At 44.5% G+C, this 21,845-nt stretch carries 23 protein-coding genes; 17 read left to right on the top strand and 6 right to left on the bottom strand.

The features are described 5' to 3' along the window. Positions 1-283 precede the first annotated feature (283 nt). Complete coding sequence (locus SFC66_RS02745; protein ID WP_411217173.1) at positions 284-1,018, top strand: GDSL-type esterase/lipase family protein; 735 nt, start codon at positions 284-286, stop codon at positions 1,016-1,018. A 116-nt stretch (positions 1,019-1,134) separates the two neighbouring features. Here the strand turns inward: SFC66_RS02745 and SFC66_RS02740 are convergent, their stop codons facing one another. Then, on the bottom strand, positions 1,135-2,370 hold the full coding sequence (locus SFC66_RS02740) for a helix-turn-helix domain-containing protein (protein ID WP_411217172.1): 1,236 nt from the start codon (positions 2,368-2,370) through the stop codon (positions 1,135-1,137). Positions 2,371-2,506: 136 nt separating this feature from the next. Next, entirely contained in the window at positions 2,507-3,148 is a 642-nt protein-coding gene (locus tag SFC66_RS02735; protein WP_411217171.1) for a LysE family translocator, read from the bottom strand. Positions 3,149-3,376: 228 nt separating this feature from the next. On the opposite strand from SFC66_RS02735, the gene cypC reads away from it, so the two are divergent. From cypC to SFC66_RS02685, 10 genes are all read left to right on the top strand, one after another. Then, positions 3,377-4,618 carry a CYP152 family fatty-acid peroxygenase CypC gene (gene cypC / locus SFC66_RS02730; RefSeq protein WP_411217170.1) on the top strand — a complete coding sequence of 414 codons (1,242 nt, stop codon included), beginning with the start codon at positions 3,377-3,379 and terminating at the stop codon, positions 4,616-4,618. Between the two features lie 49 nt (positions 4,619-4,667). Beyond that, positions 4,668-5,147: an HXXEE domain-containing protein gene (locus tag SFC66_RS02725; protein WP_411217169.1), complete on the top strand. Its 480-nt coding sequence runs from the start codon at positions 4,668-4,670 to the stop codon at positions 5,145-5,147. 155 nt (positions 5,148-5,302) lie between these two features. Continuing rightward, a complete protein-coding gene (locus SFC66_RS02720) occupies positions 5,303-6,556 on the top strand; it encodes an alcohol acetyltransferase (protein WP_411217168.1) in 1,254 nt (417 codons plus the stop codon). Next, positions 6,556-7,269 carry a DUF6320 domain-containing protein gene (locus tag SFC66_RS02715; RefSeq protein ID WP_411217167.1) on the top strand — a complete coding sequence of 238 codons (714 nt, stop codon included), beginning with the start codon at positions 6,556-6,558 and terminating at the stop codon, positions 7,267-7,269. Before SFC66_RS02720 ends, SFC66_RS02715 begins: the two co-directional genes overlap by 1 nt. Before the next feature lie 621 nt (positions 7,270-7,890). Continuing rightward, positions 7,891-8,193 (top strand): lmo0954 family membrane protein, encoded by a 303-nt coding sequence (locus tag SFC66_RS02710; RefSeq protein ID WP_411217166.1) that lies wholly within the window; start codon positions 7,891-7,893, stop codon positions 8,191-8,193. 12 nt (positions 8,194-8,205) lie between these two features. Then, positions 8,206-8,370 carry a hypothetical protein gene (locus SFC66_RS02705; RefSeq protein WP_411217165.1) on the top strand — a complete coding sequence of 55 codons (165 nt, stop codon included), beginning with the start codon at positions 8,206-8,208 and terminating at the stop codon, positions 8,368-8,370. Between the two features lie 20 nt (positions 8,371-8,390). Next, the gene (locus tag SFC66_RS02700; RefSeq protein WP_411217164.1) at positions 8,391-9,014 is read left to right on the top strand and encodes a PspA/IM30 family protein; all 624 of its coding nucleotides are present in this window, start codon (positions 8,391-8,393) and stop codon (positions 9,012-9,014) included. A gap of 87 nt (positions 9,015-9,101) precedes the next feature. Next, positions 9,102-9,818, top strand: a complete 717-nt coding sequence (liaF, locus tag SFC66_RS02695; protein ID WP_411217163.1) for a cell wall-active antibiotics response protein LiaF — start codon at positions 9,102-9,104, stop codon at positions 9,816-9,818. Continuing rightward, positions 9,815-10,858, top strand: a complete 1,044-nt coding sequence (locus SFC66_RS02690; protein ID WP_411217162.1) for a sensor histidine kinase — start codon at positions 9,815-9,817, stop codon at positions 10,856-10,858. Before liaF ends, SFC66_RS02690 begins: the two co-directional genes overlap by 4 nt. Beyond that, positions 10,855-11,487, top strand: a complete 633-nt coding sequence (locus SFC66_RS02685; protein ID WP_411217161.1) for a response regulator — start codon at positions 10,855-10,857, stop codon at positions 11,485-11,487. The genes SFC66_RS02690 and SFC66_RS02685 overlap by 4 nt, the downstream gene beginning before the upstream one ends. A gap of 36 nt (positions 11,488-11,523) precedes the next feature. On the opposite strand, the gene SFC66_RS02680 is transcribed toward SFC66_RS02685, so the two are convergent. Next, on the bottom strand, positions 11,524-12,159 hold the full coding sequence (locus tag SFC66_RS02680) for a YpmS family protein (RefSeq protein WP_411217160.1): 636 nt from the start codon (positions 12,157-12,159) through the stop codon (positions 11,524-11,526). Between the two features lie 14 nt (positions 12,160-12,173). Next, positions 12,174-13,082, bottom strand: coding sequence for a DUF459 domain-containing protein (locus SFC66_RS02675; RefSeq protein WP_411217159.1), 909 nt, complete (start codon positions 13,080-13,082; stop codon positions 12,174-12,176). 222 nt (positions 13,083-13,304) lie between these two features. Between SFC66_RS02675 and SFC66_RS02670 the strand changes: the two genes are divergently transcribed. Continuing rightward, entirely contained in the window at positions 13,305-13,502 is a 198-nt protein-coding gene (locus SFC66_RS02670; RefSeq protein WP_411217158.1) for a DUF2188 domain-containing protein, read from the top strand. Between the two features lie 80 nt (positions 13,503-13,582). Further along, complete coding sequence (locus SFC66_RS02665; RefSeq protein WP_411217157.1) at positions 13,583-13,834, top strand: hypothetical protein; 252 nt, start codon at positions 13,583-13,585, stop codon at positions 13,832-13,834. Positions 13,835-13,841: 7 nt separating this feature from the next. On the opposite strand, the gene rarD is transcribed toward SFC66_RS02665, so the two are convergent. Continuing rightward, positions 13,842-14,762, bottom strand: coding sequence for an EamA family transporter RarD (gene rarD / locus SFC66_RS02660; protein ID WP_411217156.1), 921 nt, complete (start codon positions 14,760-14,762; stop codon positions 13,842-13,844). A 172-nt stretch (positions 14,763-14,934) separates the two neighbouring features. On the opposite strand from rarD, the gene cls reads away from it, so the two are divergent. After that, entirely contained in the window at positions 14,935-16,374 is a 1,440-nt protein-coding gene (gene cls, locus SFC66_RS02655) for a cardiolipin synthase (protein ID WP_411217155.1), read from the top strand. A 30-nt stretch (positions 16,375-16,404) separates the two neighbouring features. Further along, positions 16,405-16,944 (top strand): acyl-CoA thioesterase, encoded by a 540-nt coding sequence (locus SFC66_RS02650; RefSeq protein WP_411217154.1) that lies wholly within the window; start codon positions 16,405-16,407, stop codon positions 16,942-16,944. A gap of 180 nt (positions 16,945-17,124) precedes the next feature. Here the strand turns inward: SFC66_RS02650 and SFC66_RS02645 are convergent, their stop codons facing one another. After that, the gene (locus SFC66_RS02645) at positions 17,125-18,630 is read right to left on the bottom strand and encodes an Eco57I restriction-modification methylase domain-containing protein (RefSeq protein WP_411217153.1); all 1,506 of its coding nucleotides are present in this window, start codon (positions 18,628-18,630) and stop codon (positions 17,125-17,127) included. Between the two features lie 340 nt (positions 18,631-18,970). On the opposite strand from SFC66_RS02645, the gene pdxK reads away from it, so the two are divergent. Then, a complete protein-coding gene (gene pdxK, locus SFC66_RS02640) occupies positions 18,971-19,777 on the top strand; it encodes a pyridoxine/pyridoxal/pyridoxamine kinase (protein WP_411217152.1) in 807 nt (268 codons plus the stop codon). Between the two features lie 68 nt (positions 19,778-19,845). Then, a complete protein-coding gene (locus SFC66_RS02635) occupies positions 19,846-21,738 on the top strand; it encodes an ABC-F family ATP-binding cassette domain-containing protein (RefSeq protein WP_411217151.1) in 1,893 nt (630 codons plus the stop codon). The last annotated feature ends 107 nt before the right edge of the window (positions 21,739-21,845 follow it).

Here is a 21,845-nt window from a genome sequence, read left to right as displayed (position 1 = left end):
TCACGATGACAATCAAAGGCTTTGCAGTCAAAGCAAACCCAGAAAATAAGCTGTCTCTCGTCTACTTTAAATACAATGTGAAACTTTAAAACCCCATGATTTCAAGATTATGGATCTTTTATTTAGGAAATTAAAACGCAAAAAATGCAATGAAAATACCATATATAAAAATGCGGAGTCACTAAAATAAATAAGTAAGCGCTTACAACAAACAATCGAGGAGGATTATACTTATTCCATAAACTGATCGAAACATAAATAATGAAGGAAGTGGTGGGCATACATGGGGAAAGTTAAAAAGATCATCATCTGGGTAGTCGTCATACTGGTCTTAAGTAATTTGGCGAGCACGATGTATTTTGGTTACAGTGCTTATTGGGGGCCTTTCAAAGGACTCAATACGTATAAAATTACGAATGCATATGATGCAAAAACAGAGCAAGAGGAAATCATCTTTTATGGCGCATCTAATTTTGGACGCTGGACAACAATGGATGATGATTTAGCAGATTATAAGGTACAAAATCATGCCTTTGGAGGGAGTACGGATAAGGACTTGGTGAAGTATGCTGACAGGTTGCTTTATCCATACAACCCAAAAATTGTTGTTTTTCAAACAGGGTCGAATGACTATGTGTTGATGGAAGGTAATGATCAGGAAAAGATTGAAAAAGCCATGGCATATAAGAAGGAAATGTTTGAAAAGTTCCATGAAAAGCTCCCGGATGCAAATTTCATTGTCATGAGCGGCCTGCTTCTTCCCGGGAGGAGCGAGTATACGGAGATGACGGAAGAAATCAACCGACAATTGGAAGAGCTTAGTAGCGAGTATGATTATATACACTTTGTGGATGCTTCCGAGATGACTTACAAAGATGGCAACTATAATAAGTCTTTATTCGTCGAGGATGAAATTCATTTGAACGAGAAAGGTCAAGATATCTGGAAAACAGATTATATCGTGCCGGCTCTTGAAGAAGTAATCAAGGAAAAGAACCTGGATAGTGTACGGAATTAAGAATTATCAGTTGCATGACAGGAATGATGAACATTATATAGTATCTGTAAAGAAAAGACTGTTTGCATCAATGGCAAACAGTCTTTTCCAATATCATCAGCATTGGTCATTTGAAATCAAAGGATATGATGCTTTTCTTTATATTGTTTCGGAGTGATACCAGCAAACTTTTTGAAGACTTTTGTAAAGTAGCTTTGATCTGTAAAATGCAACAGGGAACTGATTTCCGATATAGGGATATTTGTATAAGCTAAAAGATTTTTTGCTTCTTCTATCTTTACTTTCTGGATGTAGGAACGAACGGAAATGCCTACTTCTTTTTTAAATAAAACGGACAAATAGCTGTGACTCAAGTGAACACTATTGGCTACGTCATCGTGCGTGATCTTTTCAAATCGGTTCGTGTAAATATACTTTTTACAAGTCGTGATCGTCCCTATGTGTTTTTGTGCTTTTACTTCTGACACCCTGCGCGTAAAAGTGAAAATAGCCTCTGTTTGCAGTTTATCTATATCCTTTATGGAGGTTAACGTTTCCAGGCGCTGAATATAATGATCACTTAAGGAAAATGCCATTTCGGAGTCCAATCCTCCGTCGATGGCGGCACGAGTGGCAATGGCAATCGCTACAATCCCTAGATTCTTTTTTGATCGCACATGACTTGATTTTGATAATACACCTGTTGTTTCTTCATCTAGTTTCGTGAATTCCCCCAATTCCTCCGTCCGTCCTTCTTTGATGATCGTGAGCAATTGTTTCTCCAGTAAAGGATCATGATGAAGGTTATCAAGCTGCACTGCATCCCCAGCAAATAAATGAGTAGGCTTCATTTCCTCCGTGATTTGCTTAAAAAGATTGTTTTTCTGTGATACTTCCTCAAATGAAAGTAAAGTCTGGTTGATGATGTAATGGAGGAAAATGCTCAGCTTTATAAGTTTTTCTTTCGACATGACAGGGATATCCCGATAATAAGCAAGCACTCGTTCTCGGTGGGCAGTTTCAAGAAAATCATTGATCATTCCTTTGATTTTATGCTCAGGTATATTATATGGAAGCGTAGGTCCAATAACTAAAGTGCCAAGGAACGTCCCTTTTGATAAAGCGCTTACAAAAGTGAAGTATTCAAGAAAATGTGTTCTTCTAATCATTGGATAAGCGTATTGCCGGTTCGGTTCGAAAGCTAAGGAAGTGAGCAGCTGTTGCTTGTCATTTTGGTATAAAGGATTTGCTGCTGGGGAATCGGCAAACTCAAATATAGTCTCCCCGGCTGGAGAGAGGAAGAAGGTAGATATATCGTGTATTTCAAATAGAAGCTTACATACGTTTCTATATGTTTCCATATTAGCTGCCAAATGGATCATGCCCTTTCACTGAAAAATATCCGCCTACTTTTACCATACTATATTGGAGTGAAAAAAAGGTGTGATATTTTTAAATAATGCCGACTATTGAAAGAGACCTGCTGTTTCAAGTACCGGCAGGTCTCTTTCAATGTTTCCCGAATGATGTGCAGGTGAGCTTGCGAAGTCCGTCCTCCCAGACGATTTTACTGCCATAGATGAGAAAAACGAAACTAAAGACAATATCCAGATAAGTTTGGAACCTGACAACGATTTTCCGGATCCGTTTGGTGCCAACAAGGAGCAGTGTACCAACATACCATGCACTGTTGCCGAGCAGAAAACACATAATCAGCAAGGCAGGATCATGCAGCTGATCGGTACTTGTGAATTGAGGAAAGATACTGAGGAAGAACAAGCTTACTTTCGGATTCAGGAAATTACTTAAAAACCCCATGCGAATAGCTTGTGTTTTCGTGATTTGTAATGCTGTATCTTCGTGATCATGCTTTCGTCCACAGAGGAGTTGGATGATTTTTTTGATGCCAAGATAGATGAGATAACATGCGCCAAGCAGCCGTATCGTGGTAAATAGGAATGCAGATTGCTGCAGGATCAATGATAGGCCAAGCAAGGCAAAGCTGATATGGATCAGCAGACTGAAGCGATTGCCGAGCAATGTGATGAAGCCGAGCCTTCTGCCTTGAGATAATGTGTTTTGTGTCATAAGCAGAAAATCAGGACCTGGCGTCGCAGCCAGGGCAAAACCAAGCAGGATGATATCAAGCATAGAGCAACCTCCCTTTAGCCAAGATTTTAACATGAACGAAATAGTAAAAGAATGGATATAGAAAACCTTTATAGCAGAGGATCATCCGTGATACAAAAGTTTATGCCGTATGTAAAATCCAATACATAGGAAATATCCTGCTTCGGAATGATAAGCATGGTACTTTTTTGTTTTCAGGCAATTTTCGTAGGGAAATAGGCAAGTAAAACAGCGGAAGGATGATGCTCGATGTCAATGCCGAAGGAAGAAGGGTTGGACCACAGCCTTGCCTTTTTGAAGGAAGGCTATGAATTTATCCTGCATCGAAGAAAAAGCTTTCAATCCAATGTGTTTGAAACGACTTTACTTGGAAAAAAGGCAATTTGTCTTGGTGGAAAAGAAGGCGCGGAGCTATTCTATGATTCAGACAAGTTCATGCGTGCTGGAGCTGCCCCGAATCGTCTTGTCAAAACGTTATTTGGTGAAGGCGGCGTTCAGACGCTGGATGGTGAGCAACATCATAACCGCAAGTCGATGTTCATGTCCATCATGACCAGGACGCAGCTTCAAAAGCTGGATAAACTCATCGAAACAGAATGGATGCATGCAAGTGAGCGATGGGAAAAAGCTGACCAAACCACATTATACGATGAATCCCAGCTTATTTTGATGAAGGCAGCATGTGCGTGGGCGGGTGTGCCATTGGATGATGAAGAAAAAAGGACAGAGCAAATGCGCCATCTGTTCGAATCACCAGCCGCGATAGGTCCTTCCCATTGGCAAGGCCGCGTCTCCCGTTCGGGTGTGGATGAATGGATTTCAAACCTGGTGGAACAAGTAAGAAGAGGTGACTTGCATCCGATTCAAGAAGGGGCACTTTATGTCTTCTCTTGGCATCGGGATGCAAATGGAGAACTTCTTCCCAAGGAAGTCGCAGCGGTTGAGGTTGTGAATATCCTCAGGCCGATTGTTGCCATAAGCATTTATATTGCGTTCGCTGCTCTAGCACTGCATCAATTTCCGGAAGAAAAAGAACGGTTGAAAAAAGGGGATGGCAGTATCCACCGTTTTGTACAGGAAGTGAGGCGCTATTATCCTTTCTTCCCTGCAACGATGGCAAAAGTAAAACACGATTTTGAATGGCAAGGCTATCAATTCAAGGAAGGTACGATGACGCTGCTGGATCTGTATGGGAATAATCACGACCCGCATTTATGGGAACAGCCGGATTTATTCCGTCCCGACCGATTCCTAGACTGGGAGGAGAGCCCGTTCGATTTCATTCCGCAAGGCGGCGGGGATTTTCATATGGGGCATCGCTGTGCAGGAGAATGGGTGACGATACAAGTGATGGAAGTGAGCGTGGATTATCTTGTGAATCGTCTGCAATACAAAGTACCAGATCAGGATTTAAGCTACAGTCATTCTTCCATGCCAAGCATGCCGAAGAGTCAAATGATTTTATCACATGTGAGGAAAGTTCCTGACTGAACTTGTTAAATATGGAAATGTGCGATAATGGAAAAAAAGGAGGTTATATATGGAAGTCCTGCTTTTCCTTATCGCATTTACATTACATAATATTGAAGAAGCATTATTTTTACCTGCTTGGTCCAATACGAGCAGATTCCAGAAGACCGTGGAACCTAAAGTATTTTATTTTGCTGTAAGTATAGTGACGCTGGTGGCTTATTCAATAGGCATCTTATTTTTGATGTGGCCGGAAAATAAGTTAATGATATATCTTCAGACGGGTTTGATAGGTGCTATGCTCATAAATGTGATTTTCCCTCATACTGCAGCTGCGATAGTGGAACGACGTTACGCACCAGGCATTCTGACCGGTGCTGTCCTGCTTCTGCCGACCGGCAGTATAGCCCTGCTCCACATGATTCAGATAGCAAAACTTTCTATATTGGAAATGGTTTTTTGTGCTGCAGCAACAGGCATCATGCTACTAGGCATTATTCATATTATGTTTAAACTCGGTGAAAAAATAGGTGAGCGGTTCGACCACTGATGCTGCTGATTTAGCTGATTATGGGATTACATAAGCTTTAGTATTGCAAAATGTGATATCGTGGATTCTAACATTGCTAGCAGGACAGCCGGCCTATATTGATTTTGTGAGTGTAAAGCTGGAACCATAACCAAGAATGAAAAGGGGATATTTGTATGGAAACAGAATGGTACAAACTGGATAGTGCTGGAAAGCTATATGCTTCCACTGTTTCTTCAAGGGTCTCCACTGTCTTTCGTCTTTCCGTGAACATGTACGATACAATCGATGCTTCGCTTCTCCAAGAAGCTTTGGAGGAAACGTTGGAAGAGCTATCTTTCTTTAAAGTTATCGTAAAAAGAGGCGTATTCTGGTATTACTTTGAAAAGACAGCGACGATTCCCACCGTATCGGAGGAACATTTTTATCCTTGTTCCAATCTGTTCTTTTCAGGTCGCAATACATTCCCGTACAGAGTTCTTTATTACAATAAAAAGATTTCATTGGAATTATCCCATATGCTGACGGACGGCACTGGCGGAATGGAGTTTTTGAAACTCTTGATCATCAACTATTTGAATAAAACAGGTGCCGACATGTCCAGTTTACGAAAAAACCGAAGTGATTATAATTTTGATAATGCTTTTTTTCAGCATTATGATAAGCAGGTGCCAAACTGGCAGGATACGCTGGATAAAGCGTATAAGCTTCCATTAAGATTGGATAAAAGAGGTGTGTATCACGTTACGACGGGGAAGCTGGAAATCAATGTACTGAAAAGCATCTCCAAACAGTACCAAACAAGCATCACAACGTATTTAATGGCCTTATACGCTGAGATACTGATTGATATACAAGCGCAAAATTCGAAAAAAAGAAGACCTATTACAATCAATGTCCCTGTCAATTTACGTAATTTCTTTGAAACGGATACTTTGAAAAATTTCTTTGTCAGTGTCCCGGTAACGATAGATCCGCGTCTCGGTGCATACAGTTTCAAAGATATCACGGAAACGATCAGCATTGAGTTGAAGCGGTACTTAAATGATAAACAGTTAAAAACGCTGATTGCCCGCGGGGTGAGGGGTGAACGGAATTTTCTGCTCCGGGCACTGCCTTTATTCATGAAAGACTGGATTTCCCCGATGGTGCATGCGCGGTTCGGGGAAAACTTATATACAAGTTCTATTTCCAATCTGGGCGTGATAGCACTTGAGGATGAATTGGAAAAACATGTGGAACGGTTCGAATTTTACCCTCCGCCAAGTATCGGCAACAAAATAAAAGCAGGCGTGATAAGCTATAAAGATGATATGTACATAACTTTCGGGAATTTGTCGAATGATCGCCTGGTAGAAAGAACATTCTTTAGAAGATTGGTCAAAGAAGGCATAAAGATTAAAATCGAAACCAACAGGAGTGCATATTGATGGCTTACTGTCCTAAATGCGGGGTTAGCGTCGAAAAAGATGAAATACCTTGTCCGCTTTGCTTTACATATATACCAAAAATAATGAGTGATGAAGAATTGCTGGACACGAACGGCTTTCCGACATACTACAGCTTATATGAGAACCTGGTGAATTTCTTCATACGAGTCGTTTTCCGAGTCCTCTGTGTGCTGCTGATCCTTGGTTTCCTGATACCTACACTCATCGACTACATATTGAATAAGGCATTGACCTGGTCATTATACAGCAATTTATCTGTCGTCATAGCTTGGATTTTCCTGTATGTATTCTTTGGATTCGTGAAAAGGACAAGAGATAAGTTCATTGTCTTACTGATAACAATATGTGCTGGATTAGTAGGTTTTGACCTGATCAATGGGTATGCAGGTTGGTCTGTCCAGGCAGTTTTCCCGCTCATGGCTATCACGCTGTTATTGCTGATGATAAATATAAAGATATTCAATAGGCATAGAAAATGGTTTCGGCAGAGCGGATATATTGTCTTTTCCATTCTGATCCTGCTCATTGGAATCGAGGTTATCGTAGGCTATTATTCCAATACGGAAAATATAGTATTCCATTCTGTGGATGAACTGCTGCCATCTACTTTATTGGGTTCCATCTTGCTGCTGATTTCATACAGAATGCCCAAAAAGTGGATAGAGAAACTGAAGCGTAAATTTCATATTTAGAGTTAGGGCGTTCGTATTTAGTTACGGACGCTCTATTTTCTGTTTTTATTTGGTGGATTTGTTTGTTGGAAGTGGTAGATGCATGCGTGGGTTAAGGCGCCCACTCCGGGCTTTCTTGCTTCCTTCTCCGTTTTTAAGCGTTTTATTTCGCTTTTCGTTTTTGATCCAGCTCCAGAAACCAGAAACTGCGGCCTAAGCGATAGCCCTCCAAGGGAAATTCCCCCTTTACGGCCTCTCACTTATTCCTCCGTTTCTAACCGGTTTCTTCCGCTTTTCGTTTTTGATCCAGCTCCATAAGCCAGGAACTGCGCTGTAAGCGATAAATCCCTGCGGAAGGAAAGTGCGCCATCCTCCGGGCTTTCTCACTTACCGCTCCGTTCCTAATCGGCTTTTTCCGCCTTTCGTTTTTGATCCAGCTCCAGAAACCAGAAACTGCGCCGGAAGCGATAAATCCCTGCGTGGGTTAGGGCGCCCACTCCGGGCTTTCTCGCTTCCTTCTCCGTTTCTAACCGGTTTCTTCCGCCTTTCGTAAGACCAAAGTCTTATTCAACTTATGGCTGGGGGTCGTTATGGGGGAGGGGGATTGGAGGTAGACTAGGAGTATGAAAGGAGTGAGGCGTGATGAAGAAGGTTTTGTTGATTATTGGTGCAGTTATTGCTGTGGCGGTGCTGCTGTCTAATCTTGGGTCGCTGCTTGTTCTGGCAATCAGTGTGGCGGTCGGTTATTACGGGCTGAGGAGATTCATCATGACAGATAATGTCGGTGCCAAGATTGGATGGGGCGCGGTTATTGGGATTGGTGTTTGTATCTCGCTTTCCAATTTGCCGGCTTTGATTGGTTTGGCTGCCCTTGCTGCTTTGTATTATATGTACAAAGCATGGAAGAAGGAAAAGAAAGCGGAGAAATTCGACTATACAATTTGATGAAGGAGGAGCATGGTGGACGACTACCTGGAGCAGCGAATACGTGTGCTGGAGCTGGAAGTAGAAGAATTGAAGGATCGGTCTAAGCCAAGTCAGGAGCATACATGGATTTGGGCGTTTGTTCCGATATTGGCACTGATGATCCCAGTATTGGCCCTTGTCGGGAATATATTTTAAACAAAAAAGGAGAGGTACAGATGGAAAACATTTTTACTCGAATCAAACAGGCGGTTGCAGCGGATTTTCATGAGATTTTGGATAAGAAGGAAGAAAAGAACCCTACCGTGCAGCTGAGTCAGTATATCCGTCAATGTGAGCAGCAAGCGAAGAAAATTCGTGAATTGATTGAAAAGCAGTATCAGCTGAAACATGATTTCACGAAGGAATATCACGCAACGCAGGCGATGGCGGATAAGCGTGAGCGCCAGGCGAAGCTTGCTGCCGAACAGGGGGAAGCGGAACTTGCTGAACAAGCACATGTGGAACGCGAGCAATATCAGGAACGCGCCGATAAGATCAAGGCGATGATGGAAAAGGCAGGTTCTGATTTGCAGGAGCTGGAGAAAAAGTATGTGCAGATGAAGCATAAATTAAAAGATCTTTATGTGAAGAAAATGGAATTCGCAGAGAGGGAAAATGTTGCTAAAGCACATCGCAGCATGAATGAGATTTTGAAGCATAAGCCGGAATTTGAATTCGCTTCGAATAAGTTCAATGATTTGGAAGGGTATATCGATCGGCTTGAACGTAAAGTGGACACAGATTATCGTAAGATGACACTTGATGCAAAGCTTGCGGAATTGGAAAGGAAATCTAGTTAAAATAAGCACATCATGGTAATCTAGGAAGGACACAGACGGCTGTGTGCTTCCTTGTTTACACTTGCCGCAAGAAAGGGGTGCCTCGAAGTGAAGCCGAACGATATGATACGCTGGCTGCTCATCGCGGCAGCAGTGGTTTTCCTGGCTGAATTATTGCTTTCGGGGACAGGCGTGCTGATTAGTATCGGACTTGGGATACTATTCATTTATCTCGGAAAGCGGCAGTTATCCGGCCGCAAAGCGACGATTCTTTTTTGGGTCGGCATAGCGATCATTATAATGAGCTTACTGCAATCATTTGCATTTTATCTTGTTTTGACAGCAGGTATCATTTATTATTTTTCCAAAATCCATGATGCTCCGGATAAACCGCAAACCTATCAGCCCTCCTTCGACCAGGATGCATCCGATGAGCAAGTATTCGAGCGCAAATCTCTATTCCAAAACAGCTGGTTCGGCACGCAGTCAGCTGGAAACGGCGTTTACGAGTGGCAGGATACTAATATTCAATCACTTATCGGGGATACAGTCATCGATTTGAATTATACAGTGCTGCCGAAAGAAGAAGCTGTCTTGATGGTCCGAAAAGTATTGGGTAATGTCCGTATCATCGTGCCATACGATATCGAGGTGGATGTGCATCATTCCGTCATATACGGCTCGATCACGATTTTTGATCATAAGGAGCAGAACTGCTGGAATAAAGTGATTCACATGCGTGCAAAGAACTATCAGCAATCCTCCCAGCGCATCAAAATCGTCACCAGTCTGGCAGTTGGGAAGCTTGAGGTGGTGCGCGTATGAGCAACATCGTAAAACGCCATGTCGGTTTTGGTATGTTGTACAGCTTGCTGCTGCTGGCAGGATTGACTGTTTTGTATATCCTCGATTTCCCGCTGGATGATTGGAAGGATATTTGGACCATGCATGAAAGCAATATACCATTCCTGATTGCTGCGCCGCTGTTCGTCTTATTTTCCGGGGCGATCCTCGGCTTGCTCTCTGGATTATATTGGCGCAAGCGCTGGCATCAGGCTGCACAAGAGATGGAGAGTATCCGGGAAGGGCAGCAGCCTTTGAAAAAACGCAGTTTCAGCTTATCCGAGCTGCAGCAAACATGGGAGGAGCTTGAACGTCTTCAGTCTTATATGAACGAACAAGCAAAGCTTGCACAAAAACTGACGAACGAGCGGGTCATTGACCGTGAGGAAGAAGTGCAGCGTATCGTATCGGAAGAGCGGAATCGACTGGCAAGGGAATTACATGACTCTGTCAGCCAGGAACTGTTTGCAGCGTCGATGCTGATCTCCGCCCTGACGGAATCCGAAGAAGAGGAAACACCATTGTATACCGCACTGAAGCAGCTTGAAGCAATGGTCCAGCAATCACAGCTCGAGATGCGGGCATTGCTGCTGCATCTCAGACCAGCGGCGTTGAAAGGGAAGACATTGCAGGAAGGGATGGAGATGCTTCTTGCAGACCTGCGTGCCAAGGTACCGCTTTCGATTTCATGGGAACTAGATGCTTTTCCGGTTGAGAAAGGCATCGAAGATCAACTGTTCCGGATTTTACAGGAGTCCGTATCCAACACACTGCGTCATGCAAAAGCGGAAAGCCTGTCGATCAAACTGCTCCAGCGCGACAGCTTCATCATTCTGCTCGTTGCGGATGATGGTATCGGTTTTGAAATCGGCACAGGACAGCCAGGGGCTTATGGCTTACAAAATATGAAGGAAAGGGCAGCGGAAATCGGCGCCCATCTGCGGGTGGTAAGTGTACCGAAGCAAGGTACACGTTTGGAAGTACGCGTTCCGATGCTTGACAGGGAGGAAGGAAAAGCATGATCAAAGTACTCTTTGTAGACGATCATGAAATGGTGCGCATCGGTGTGTCTGCGTACTTATCGACGCAGGCAGATATCGAGGTGATCGGGGAAGCGGATAATGGAGAACAGGCAGTGAAACTTGCACTCGAGCTGAAACCGGATATCATCCTGATGGACCTTGTGATGGATGTGATGGACGGAATCGAAGCAACCAGGCAGATTGTCGCTGCCTGGCCAGAAGCAAAGGTGATCGTCGTCACTAGTTTTCTGGATGACGATAAAGTGTATCCGGCTTTGGAGGCAGGAGCAGCAAGTTATCTGCTGAAAACATCCAAAGCCTCGGAAATCGCTAAAGCAATCCGATCTACATATAACGGCAAAGCTGTCTTCGAGCCCGAAGTGACGAATAAAGTGATGGCGCGCATGCGAAAGCCGCAAGCACCCATCCTGCATGATACGCTGACAGCAAGGGAGCAGGAAGTGCTGCTTTTGATTGCCAAAGGCAGATCGAATCAAGAGATCGCTTCCGAGCTCTTCATTGCCTTGAAAACCGTCAAAGTGCATGTGAGCAACATATTGAGCAAATTAGAAGTGCAAGACCGCACGCAAGCAGCCATCTATGTGCATGAAAACGGACTGCTCAACTAAAAAACAGGCTTTGCCGCGAAGGCAAAGCCTGTTTTCTTATAATCCGAACGTATCATTCGGAACATATAGTTTGAAGCTCAAGTTATCATTCGGGATATCGAATTGCTCCACTTTCACGTGGAAATTGTTTCCTAGTTCCATCTGGGTGAGAGCGACATAGATGCTTTCGTCATCGGGGTTGATTGTTACCCATTCCGGCAGCTTGTAATATCTATCAATATATTTCAGCACCTTATCATTCGGCAAGGAAAGGCTTCCGAGTGAAATATCACGCTGTTCAAGCAGAAGGTCCCCGTTTTCCTGTACTTTCGGATCAAGCGTTATTTGCAAGGGTATCCGAATTCCGAATGCAGTGATGCCTCCGCTCAATTCAACGCTATCGTCCCCAAGCACGACCGCATAATTATCGGAGTTATCGTTCAATTCTTTGTCGATATACGCATTGATCAACTCATTGACATTTGCTTTGGTCGAGCTGATGGTGAACTCAGAAGAGTCCGAGCTGTCAAACTGGGCTTCTTCTGGTGGCTCTGGTGCCGGGCTGAAAGCCGGAAGGAAAATCAGCAGCAGCAAAAGCAGCAGGATGATTCCGTTCGCGATAGCTAATATCTTGAAGTATTTTTTCCAATTTCGCTGTTTAGCTGGTTGATTGTCATTTTTTCTGTTTTCCATAATACATCACCTGCCTATTCTTCATCTTCCTGTATGACGGGTTTGATATTATCCAATACCCGTTGTGCCATTTTTCCATACCCGATTTCATTTGGATGGAAATAGTCGTCAGCTAGTAAACTTCCAGTCTGATTATGGAACAAATCAGCTGTTTCGATATAATGCTGACCTTCCTCTTCAGCGACTTTTTCCCCGATACCATTGAATTCGGTCATGATGGTCCCAAGCTGTTCCTCGAGTTCCGGGACAGATTCTTCAAAAGGATTATAAAATCCGATCAAATAAACTTCAGCGTCAGGGTTCAGCTTATCGATCTTTTGGAAGATTTCTTTCATGCGTTCTTCATAATCAGGCATCTCTGCGCTGTAAGCGTCATAATCCAAATCGGTGAAATGATCTTTCGTCACTTTCATGATGTCATTGGCTCCGATTGTGATCAGCACAACATCCGCATTCTTGATGGAGGAGGAAATGACGGGGTCGTCGATTCTTTTCAGCAGCTGATCGGTACGATTGCCGCGCTTGCCGAAGTTATCGATTTTCACATGATCTTCAGTTTCTTCGAATGTTTGCTGGAGAATGCCGACATAGCCGCCATTCTCTGTCGCATCGCCTACTCCCTCGGTCAGGGAATCACCAATTGCTGTAATATGCAAATCTTCCTTGATGAAAAGTCCGATAGTATCTTTGAATAATTTCCGGAAAGCATTTCTTATGCCGGAAGAATCATCTTCTTCCTCTTCTTCAGGCACAGCAGGATTTTCTTCAGCATTATCGGAGGAATCCGTCTCATTTACTACGACCTCCGCGGGAGCATTCGTGACCGTTGTCTTTTGCTTGGTCCCGGCAAAAACGATCACAGCTCCAATTGCAATGGCTAGCAGGAACGATGCAATAATGTAGTAGATTTTTCTCTTTTGCACGCATCATCACCCTCGTTCAGCAGAAATATAGTTACGTATTCCCGTCTTGTAAATCTTTTAGACGACTGAATACGGGAAAGAACAATTGTTAACTGATTGTAAAATTATATCTTACTAGATTCAGGGACAGTTGAATAGTGGGAAGAGCTGGGGCATCATGTTTTGGTTGCTGCTCAGTTGGGAACACGTCTTACATAAAAGAAATAAAAGGAGGGACGTGTCATGAAGGAATATAGTGTAGTCCCAAATAAGGATGTATCAGGCTGGTATGTGAAAATTGAAGATGTTGCACCGACAGAATACCATAGCACACGTGATGATGCCGTTTTGGAAGCAGAGGGAATGGCTAAGGAAAACTCCCCGAGTAAACTTGTCATATATGATGCACACCACGAAATAGAGGAAGAAAAGCAGTTTTAAAAAATTACCGGCAGTATTTGCCGGTATTTTTTAACTCTTTGGGCAATACCTGAATAAGCTGAACAGCAGGAGGTGCTAGTATGGATTTTTCCTTGCTGCTGTTAGCTTTTTCAGGAATTGCGCTGATCAGTATCGGAGTGCTGCGTCATTTTACGAAAGACCCGTTTGCCTTATTCATTCCAGCTGCCGTAACAGCACTGCTATTGCTCATTACGAGTGCATTTTCCTTCTTGTTTCAGGAGGAGATCATAAAAGGAACATTATACATCTTTGCTTCTATTTTATGTGGATTATTCGTATTATTGCTCTTCTTGCCGCCTTTTCGTAAATAAAGGTGGCTTATTTTGCAGCTTCTGCATTTTTCAACTGCTTCATCGTCAAGTGTTTCATTCGGAGGCCGGAGATCGTATATAGAATCAATGCACCCCAAATACATGCAAAAGCAATCAGATGTGCATGTGTGAATGCCTCACCGAATAAAGTGACACCCAAAAGCAGCATGAGTGTTGGAGCGATGTATTGAAGCAGACCGATCGTCGTCAAGGAAAGCCTGCGGGCTCCATGGGCAAACAGCAGAAGCGGTGCGGCTGTTGCGGCCCCGGATAAGAATAATATGATTGCTGTACTCGTTGGCAGCGGGGCGGTGTTTGCAGCAGGCACGAATAGCAAGTACAAAACGGCCAGTGGCGTAACAAACATCGTCTCGATTGTCAGCCCGAACATCGGCGGAATCATGACTACCTTTTTCAACAATCCATAGACTGCGAAAGTTATTGCCAGCAGGAAAGACACCCACGGAAACACACCATAACTTATAGTCAGATAAATGACACCGACTGCAGCAAGTGCGAAACTCACGATTTGCAAGCGGGTGCTCTTTTCTTTCAAAATGATCATGGCAAGCAGGATGCTGATGAGTGGATTGATATAGTAGCCCAGGCTCGATTGCAGGACATGACCGGAATTTACAGCCCAGATGAATACCAGCCAATTGAGGCTGACTGTTATGGATGCTGCGAATAATCCCCAAAATGCCCGTTTATTTCGAAACAGTTCTTTCACTTGTTTGATAAAAGGACCGATTTTCCCTAGCAAAAGAACGATAAGGATCATGGTGACAAAAGACCAGACAATTCGATGTGCCAGCAAATGGCCGGCATCGACTTCCTCTAATAGGTTCCAAAATAATGGAAGTACGCCCCACATCACGTATGCGATTGCGGCATTAATGATACCAGATTTGGATGTTTGTGGTTGCATGCAGGTATTCGCCTCTCTTTCTATCTCTATATACGTTAAGTGTACGGCTGGCTATCAGGCTTTTCAATACATTTCATCCTTTAAAGGGTAGAGAAGTTGTCAATGACTGATGGAATACTATATATTAGTATGGGTAATTGGAAATATGCTACATATGAAGGGAGCTGCATTTGTGCATATATTTGCGTATTTATTAGGATTATTGACTATCATAAATATTCTCCTGGCACTTGCGATCGTCTTCCTGGAAAGGCGTGATGCCAGTGTTACATGGGCCTGGCTGCTTGTGCTGGTTTTCATCCCAGTCGCAGGATTTGTCATTTATTTGCTTTTCGGCCGCAAGCTCTCGAGCAAAATTTTCACCTGGGACACGAAATCGCGACTCGGTGTAAAAAAGCAAGTGCAAGCACAATTGCGTGCCATCGAGGACGATACGCTTGTTTATAAGCAGGAAGCTGTCAAGGAATACAAGGACTTGGCCTATATGCATCTGCGTAATGATGATGCGATTTTGACACAAAGTAATGAGGTCGAGCTGTTCACGGATGGACAAAAGAAATTCCATGCACTTTTGCACGACCTTTCACAGGCTACGGACCATATACATCTTCTTTACTATATTGTGCGCAGTGACAAGCTGGGTGAAAGATTGGCAGACGTTCTTATCAAAAAAGCGCAGGAAGGCGTGAAGGTCAGGTTCCTGTATGATGATATGGGTTCGCGCCGCATCAAGAAAAGCTATGTACGCAGACTTGCGGCAGCCGGTGTGGAGATTGAAGCTTTCTTCCCATCTTTCATTCCGAAGATAAATATGAAGCTCAATCACCGGAATCACCGGAAGCTTGCGATCATCGATGGGAAAGTCGGATATATTGGCGGTTTCAATATCGGTGATGAGTATTTGGGCTATGATAAGAAATTCGGTTATTGGCGCGATACCCATCTGCGTATCACAGGTGAAGCTGTCAGGACGATGCAGACACGCTTCATCCTTGACTGGAACCAAGCCTCCAGACATGATATCGAATACGAAGAGCGCTATTACGTATCAGAACCTGTCGGCAATGTCGGGGTGCAGATAGTCTCCAGCGGCCCGGATGCCGAGTGGGAGCAAATCAAACACGGCTATATAAAAATGATCCTTTCGGCCAAAAAATATGTCTACATCCAGACACCGTATTTCATCCCGGATGAAAGCTTGGCTGATGCTTTGAAGGTTGCGGTTCTTTCAGGGGTGGATGTGCGTATCATGATACCGAATAAGCCGGATCATCCATTTGTCTACTGGGCAACGTATTCCAATGCAGGGGACTTGATCAAAGCAGGCGCCAAGATATATATCTATCAAAATGGCTTCCTGCATGCAAAGACGATCGTTGTCGATGGCAAGATTGCATCTGTCGGGACAGCGAACATCGATGTACGGAGTTTTCGCTTGAATTTCGAAGTGAATGCATTTTTATATGACCAAAATACGGCTGGGGTATTGAAAGAAAAATTTGAAGAGGATATTCTATTATCATCGGAACTTTCACATAATCTTTATAAACAGAGATCAAACTGGATTCGTTTCAAGGAATCCATATCCCGCTTGATCTCCCCGATCTTGTAGCCTAATGCTAGGCGGAAAGAAGGAACTTAAGTGAAATCGAAACCATGCATCGCATCTTTAACAGTAAAAACGTCCCATGTACTTCCTCCTGATACAAATAGTCACGGTACTTTGTTTGGGGGAACACTTATGTCGCATATCGATGACGTAGCGGCAATCGCTGCTTATCGTCATGCCAGACAGCTTGTTGTGACAGCTTCAACAGATAGTGTTGACTTCCTTGCACCAGTGAAAGAGGGAGATACGATCTGTGTGGAGGCATTTGTCACATGGACGAACAATACCTCCATGGAAGTCTTTGTCAAAGCCGTGACAGAGGATTTACGCACAGGGGACAGAAAAGTATCGGCAACCGCTTTCGTCACGATGGTCGCACTCGGTGAAGATAATCAGCCGATCGTGGTGCCGGAAGTATTCCCTGAAAGCCCGGAAGAAAAATGGCTGCATGATGGTGCGCCGCAGCGTGCTGCTTACCGCAAGGAAAGACGGAAACGCTCCAAAGAGATGGCTGTGGCATTCGGAACAGACTATCCTTGGTCGCGCAATGACGGCCGCAATTTCGAAGAATGATAAGCAAGACGAGCCTGGATGGAATAGGCTCGTCTTTTTTTGTCGGGATATTCTTTTATGCGGTGAAATCAGAAACAGATGGTGCCTGTTATATACTGACTTCTCGATCGAAAGCGTCCCGAGGTCTCTTTTAATGATGAAAGATCGCAGCAGCAACAAAAAAAGAGCTGCAATTCATTGTTACAGCTCTCCTTCTTCCAACGGCAGAATCAAACTGTTGAACAAATCATTCAACCGTTTGTATTGATGTGCCAATTCCTGTTCATCGCCTTCATGTGTCGTCAAATATTCGATATGGCCGTACACGCTCAATATCTCCTGTTTCTGATCATCGGAGAGATTCTTGATATCGATGACAAGTGATGTGTTTACATCGTTTGACTCCAGCTTCTTCAAATCCTTGCCGTATTCTTTGTGCGGATTTGCCATCAGCTCCTGCGCTATATCGCTAAGGAAATAAGCCATGAAAAGGTCCGTATCCTGTTCGAACTCTTCATGTGGATAAATTCCGATCAATTGATCCAGATGCCGTACGTTTGTTTTATTGCGCGTTATCTGGATTTGCTTGCGATTGAATACACTTACCAAGATCGGTGCTGCATCGAAAACGGGAATCTGATACCAAGGATTGCGTGAACGGATAAGGTGACGCTGGTTCACCCGGTGAGCTTCACCATCTTCCAGATACTGTTTCATTCCATGTTCCTGTACAGCATCATCCGTGGCGTACAATAACAGCATCTGTTCGTCTTGCTGGAGCAGCTGCTTGTAATCGACGAATGTAAAGAAGGGACGCTGCAATTGGGAAGCTTTTGAAATACATGGCAGGAAATGCTGTTTTCCGATCTGCCACTGCTGCATCTTGCTGTTGTTGAAACAGAAATACTGATTCGATCCGGTTTTTATACCCGCTTCAACCTTGGCAAAGCGGTGGAGCGGCTGAACATTCGTGAACTGTTGATGACTTTCTTCGTAGAAATGCAATTTCCATTTATCTGCCGGATTAAGCTCCTGCTGATGGCGGATGATGCCAATCGGCTTTTTGCGATCGGATACAATATACGCCGATGCTTGCTGCAGTTCCTTGACGGATTGTGTACGGATGAATTCGATCGTGTCATCGCTGCTTGATTTATCGAATAGCAGCAAGGAGCTGGTAGTGGCAGCTCCTTTGAACCAGCCCATTTGGATATCGGTATTGATTATGATCTTCAGGCTGCCGTCTTGCAGAAGGTACTCCTTGATTTTCGTACCGTATCTGGCGTTAAGGAAATCCGAGGGTACGATGAAGGCGGCACGACCATTCTCTTTCAACTGACGTAAGGCCTTCAGCATGAATAAGGCGTAAATATTCGTATAAGTGGAAAGCGAGATGCCCATATTCTGGCGGAATAAGTTCAAATAGATTTCCTTTTCATCTGCGTTGCGAAAAGGTATGTATGGAGGGTTGCATATGATGGCATCATAGGTTGTTTCCCAGTCATGTGCAAGGAAATCATGCTCATACAGGTTCAGATTGGGATGGGATGTGAAAAAGTCCTGGTTTGCCTCCAGAATTTCAACATCATCGTCATATGCATCAATCTTGAATGAAGCTGGTACATCCGAAATCAGCTTCCCCAGACCAACCGCCGGATCAAGTAGCTTTCCTCCATCCAAGCTTTGCAGTAACCACTTTTTCATCATATTTGCGACTCCATCGGGAGTGAAATATTGTCCGTAATGACGGCGGTGGAGCGCAGAGCTCTTATTTAAATACGATTCTTCCAATCTAGACTCTTCCAACAGGGTACACCTCCATAGGGAATAGGCAAAAACAACTAGATTCATTGTATTATAAAACCTACATAGTTTTCCAGTAAAAGGAGACGGATTACCAAGAATTACGTTGAATTCGCGGAATCCTTTCAAAATTAACCATTCATCATAGAGGGGAGGCGGGCTGGTTGATAGACAGGAAGGAAAAGGAGTATAATAACAACCAGATATAAAAATGACAGCATATATACAAAAGGGGTTTACAGACATGAAAAAAGCATTAACAATTGCAGGCTCAGACTCCTCTGGCGGAGCGGGTATCCAAGCTGATTTGAAAACAATGCAGGAATTCGGCGTATATGGTATGTCTGCTGTGACAACCATCGTCGCAATGGATCCTTATAATAACTGGCATCATAAAGTATTCCCGGTCGATGTGGATACGGTGAAGGAGCAGCTGAATACGATCGTAGTTGGTGCGGGTGTCGATGCGGTGAAGACAGGAATGCTCGGTTCTCCTGAAATCATCGAGTTGGCTGCGAACATGATCAAAGAAAACGGCATCCCGAATGTAGTCATCGACCCGGTAATGGTATGTAAAGGGGCAGATGAAGAGCTTCAGCCGGAAAACACAGTCAGTTTGCGGGAGAAACTCGTTCCGCTTGCAACTGTCATCACGCCGAATCTTTTCGAAGCTGCCAAATTGGCCCAAATGCCTTTGATTCATTCTGTGGAAGAAATGAAAGAAGCGGCACGGAAAATCCATGCTCTAGGTGCGAAATATGTACTTGTAAAAGGCGGCAGCAAGCTGGAATCCGATAAAGCGATCGATGTGCTTTATGATGGGGAGAGCTTCGAGATCCTTGAAAGTGAAAACGTGGATACGACGTACACGCACGGAGCTGGATGCACGAGTTCGGCAGCGATCTGTGCTTTGCTTGCAAATGGAAGCAGTGTGAAAGAAGCGATTTACGAAGCAAAAACATTCATCACAGAAGCGATTCGCGGAGGTTTCAAGCTAAATGAATATGTAGGCCCTGTCAATCACGGTGCCAGAAAGTCCATGCCACAGTAAGAAGGCAGGATGGATCAGGAAAAGCCGCCTGTACGGGCGGCTTTTTCCTTGTCCGGGAGGAGGAAAGTATGCGTATTTTCAGTGTGGAAAAACTTACGAAAACGTACGGAGATAAAGAACTGTTTCAGGAGATCGGCTTTCACGTCGAATCACGGGAGCGAATCGGCCTGGTTGGTGTCAATGGAACAGGTAAGTCGACATTGCTGAAGGTCTTGGCGGGCATCGAGAGTGCAGACAGCGGTGATATCGACCATAGCAAAACGTTCCAGTTGGCTTACTTGGCCCAGGAGCCACAGCTGACATCAGGGAGAACAGTGCTGGAGGAGGTATTCAGCGGGACGAGTCCGATACTGCAGACCATCCGTGCCTACGAAGAAGCTCTCTCTGCTTTGGAACAAAATCCTGAGGACAGCAAAACACAAAATCGTCTGTTCACCCTTCAAGCTAAAATGGATGCCGAAGACGCATGGGATGCGAGCACGCAGGCCAAGACGATCTTGACAAAGCTTGGTGTGGATTATTATGCAGCTTCTGTCGATGTCTTATCAGGCGGACAGCGAAAGCGTGTGGCTTTGGCGAAGGCGCTCATTCAGCCTGCCGATTTACTGCTGCTTGATGAGCCGACCAACCACTTGGATAATGAAACGATCGAGTGGCTTGAAAGCTATCTGCCTAGTTACCCTGGGGCACTCATGCTAGTGACGCATGATCGGTACTTCCTGAACCGGATCACCAGTCATATTTTCGAATTGGAGCTGGGCAGCCTTTATCGATATGAAGGAAACTATGAAACATATTTGACGAAAAAGGCGGAACGGAAAGCACAGACGCTTTTGGATCAGGAAAAGCACCAGAATACACTGCGACGAGAGCTTGCTTGGCTGCGCCGCGGCGCAAAAGCACGGACTACGAAACAAAAAGCCAGAATACAGCGAGTGGAGCAGATGAAAGAAACCAAGTTCCAGACGCAGGATAATGAACTGGATCTCCAGGTCGGCGCAGCCAGATTGGGCAAAAAGGTCCTTGAGGCAAAAGATATAACAGTACAGTTTGGCGAAAAGCCACTGTTCTCCAACTTTGATTTCCTGTTCAAGCCAGGTGACCGCATCGGAATCATCGGACCGAACGGCAGCGGAAAGACGTCCCTTTTGAATACACTTGCAGGCAGGATACAGCCGACAGCAGGAACAGTGGAAACAGGGGAGACAGTCAAGCTTGGCTATTACACACAGCTGCAGCAAGATATGGATCAGCAGCTCCGCATCATCGACTATATCAAAGAAGTGGCGGAAGTCATCCATACTGCTGACGGCAACGTGATCACAGCGGAACAAATGCTGGAGCAATTCCTATTCCCGCGCAGTCATCAATACACGTATATCCACCGTCTATCAGGCGGAGAGCGGAAACGTTTATACTTGCTCCGTGTGCTGATGGAAGAGCCGAATGTCCTCTTCCTGGATGAACCTACCAACGACCTGGATACAGAAACATTGGGCATTCTGGAAGATTACCTGGACAGCTACCCAGGCGTCGTCATTACAGTTTCCCACGATCGTTATTTCCTCGACCGTGTCGTCGATCAGCTGATCCTCTTTGAAGGTGCAGGCATCGTGTCCTCTTTCTACGGCAACTATAGCGAGTACCGGGAGAAAGTCCAAGAACAGCCAAAAGTGCAGCAAGTAAAAGCAGAACCAGTGCAAGAAAGAAAAGAGAAGAAAAAACAAAAGCTTTCCTATAAAGAACAACAAGAATGGAACACGATCGAAGATGAAATCGCCGACCTGGAACAAAAAATCGAAGCCTGCGCCACAGGCATAACCGAAGCAGGCAGCAACAGCGAACTCGTCCAAAAACTCTTCACAGAACAGCAACAACACGAACAGCACCTAGAAGAAAAAATGCAACGCTGGGAACAACTCTCCCTCATCGTAGAAGAAATTGAACAACGAAAAGCGTAAAAAGCCGGTTAGGAACGGAGAAGGAAGTGAGAAAGCCCGGAGTGGGGCGGCTTTCCCCGCGCAGGGATTTATCGCTTCCGGCGCAGTTCCTGGCTTTTGGAGCTGGA

It is taken from the genome of Terribacillus saccharophilus (genome assembly GCF_046592895.1).
Taxonomy (GTDB): Bacteria; Bacillota; Bacilli; order Bacillales; family Amphibacillaceae; genus Terribacillus; species Terribacillus saccharophilus_D.
The sequence above is the reverse complement of the archived record's forward strand: the minus strand, read 5'-3'. Positions and strand labels throughout refer to the sequence as shown.